Here is a 2,341-nt window from a genome sequence, read left to right as displayed (position 1 = left end):
CCTTTTGCATCTTCCTTTTCTCATGTTCAAATAAAGAAGTGGAAAAAATACCGGATACTGTTTTATCCAAAAATAAAATGGCAGCATTGATGGTGGATGTTCAATTAATGGAAGCCGCTATGAATACGAACATTATGAAAACAGAGTTTTCACCAGCCACTCCTCCCAATACAAATATTTTAAAAAAGCATGGTATTAGTAAAAAGCAATTCGATGAAAGTTTTGAGTATTACGCACAGCACCCTGAGTTATTTGCAGAAATATATCAACTTGTATTGGATGATTTGAGTAAGATGCAAGCGGAAGTAATGAATAAGAAGTGATTTCTTTTGATCTCATCCTAAATGTCATTTTCTCATCTCCCTCAAAAACAGCTTATCCGTGTCTTTTATAGATTGTTCAATTGAAATAAACTTATAATCAGGAAAAGCCGGCCTTGTTTTTTCATTTGAAAATTGACGAACGTTATGAGCTGACTGAGCTGTTTCTTTTGTAATTAAAGACTATCTGTTATATCTTTTAAGGATTCTTTCAAAGTTTTTTGATTTTATAAAATTTTGTTTGATTTTATTTACGTGTATTATTTCCAAAAATCCAAATTCTACGAGACTTTTCAAATCTGCTCTTGCTGTAAAATTTGAAATATTAAATCTTTTTTCCAGCTCTTTACTAGTTAACATTCTATCCGCATCGTCATGAATTATTTTTAAAATTTGCGCCATCCTTTCATTTATGCCAGGTATTTTTAAAAATTTGGCAGCCTGAATAACTTCTCTTTGTTTTTTACCAATATACTCCTTTAAAGCCTCGAATGACTTTTCCATCGTTTTGATATGATAAGTCATTAGTGGACTATAAAAATAAGTAAAAGTTCTTTGAAATTATTGATAGATAGGGGTTGTAAGATAAAATATCTCGGTGACGATTTGAATTGAGTTCGTAGTTTGGGAAAAATATCCAACTATGAATCAAGGAAAATATGTTTTTGCTCAAGTAGCTAGCTTTCTGCCTGTACGAGTGTTTGATAGATGTGTATCTCAATTCGAAGGTAATAAATGGACAAAACATTTTACATGTTGGAATCAAATGATGTGTATGATGTTTGGACAACTGAGTGGTCGTGATAGTTTACGCGATTTACTGGTAACTATTAGTGCTCACCCAAATAAATATTATCATTTAGGATTAGGAAAAAATGTTTCCCGCTCCAATCTGGCCAATGCAAACGAGCAACGTGATTATCATATTTATGAAGCATTTGCTTACGAAATGATTGCTTTAGCAAGGAATTGTACTATTACAGAAACGGATTTTGCATTAGCCATAAAAGGAAATGTGTATGCCTTTGATTCCACAACTATAGACCTTTGCTTAAATGTATTTTGGTGGGCAACTTTTAGAAAAGCTAAAGGTGGTATAAAGCTGCATACCCTGTATGATGTAAAAACAGCCATTCCTTCTTTCGTACACATCACGCCAGCAAGCGTACACGATGTAAACGCACTTGATGTATTATTGTATGAAGCTGACGGTTATTATGTAATGGATAGAGGTTACATTGATTTTGAACGGCTATTTAATATTCATCAACACAAAGCTTTTTTTGTAACAAGAGCAAAAAATAATTTTCAATTTAATCGAATTTATTCTGCCAAAGTTGACAAATCTATGGGTGTTATGTGCGACCAAATAATACATCTTAAAGGCTTTTATCCTTCAAAGGAATACCCTGAAAAATTGCGTAGAATCAAATTTTATGACGCTGAACAAAAAAGAACATTTGTGTTTATTACAAATAATTTTGTGCTTGCAGTAATTGATATTGCAATGTTGTATAAGTATCGCTGGAAAGTTGAGCTATTCTTTAAGTGGATTAAACAACACTTAAAGATAAAATCATTTTGGGGCACTTCGGAAAATGCAGTAAAAACGCAAGTCTATATTGCAATCATCACTTATACACTGGTTGCAGTTATAAAAAGCAAACTTAAAATCAATCGCTCCATTTACGAAATTTTACAAATTTTAAGTGCATCGCTTTTTGATAAAACACAACTAAACCAACTACTTCAAAGCCCTATCTCTCAAAATGTCAAAGAACATATATGTAAACAATTGATAATCAATCTAATTTAATCGGACACTAGTGTAATAAATTATAAAAAAATATATGAGTTTAGATCTACAAAAATTATGCAAAGATGTTTGTCAACTAACAAAACAGGTTGGTGTCTTTATTAAGGAAGAAAGAAGTCGATTTTCTCGTAACTCTGTTGAAATAAAAGGCAAAAATGACTTTGTGTCTTATGTTGACAAAACCGCTGAGAAACAATTGGTAGAT

3 protein-coding genes are annotated in these 2,341 nt (G+C 31.8%); 2 read left to right on the top strand and 1 reads right to left on the bottom strand.

The window, feature by feature from the left end; genetic code table 11:
• The first annotated feature begins 38 nt into the window (after nt 1-38).
• On the top strand, nt 39-323 hold the full coding sequence (locus HY951_14790; protein MBI5541329.1) for a DUF4296 domain-containing protein: 285 nt from the start codon (nt 39-41) through the stop codon (nt 321-323).
• Between the two features lie 180 nt (nt 324-503).
• On the opposite strand, the gene HY951_14785 is transcribed toward HY951_14790, so the two are convergent.
• Nucleotides 504-845: an HTH domain-containing protein gene (locus tag HY951_14785; protein MBI5541328.1), complete on the bottom strand. Its 342-nt coding sequence runs from the start codon at nt 843-845 to the stop codon at nt 504-506.
• Between the two features lie 118 nt (nt 846-963).
• On the opposite strand from HY951_14785, the gene HY951_14780 reads away from it, so the two are divergent.
• Nucleotides 964-2,136, top strand: a complete 1,173-nt coding sequence (locus HY951_14780; protein ID MBI5541327.1) for an IS4 family transposase — start codon at nt 964-966, stop codon at nt 2,134-2,136.
• Nucleotides 2,137-2,341: the final 205 nt, after the last annotated feature.

This window comes from Bacteroidia bacterium (genome assembly GCA_016218155.1).
Lineage (GTDB): Bacteria > Bacteroidota > Bacteroidia > Bacteroidales > GWA2-32-17 > GWA2-32-17.
The sequence above is the reverse complement of the archived record's forward strand: the minus strand, read 5'-3'. Positions and strand labels throughout refer to the sequence as shown.

Coding starts and splice junctions, on each gene's coding strand:
- HY951_14780 (MBI5541327.1), top strand. CDS start 964: ATGAATCAAGGAAAATATGTTTTTGCTCAAGTAGCTAGCTTTCTGCCT.
- HY951_14785 (MBI5541328.1), bottom strand. CDS start 845: ATGACTTATCATATCAAAACGATGGAAAAGTCATTCGAGGCTTTAAAG.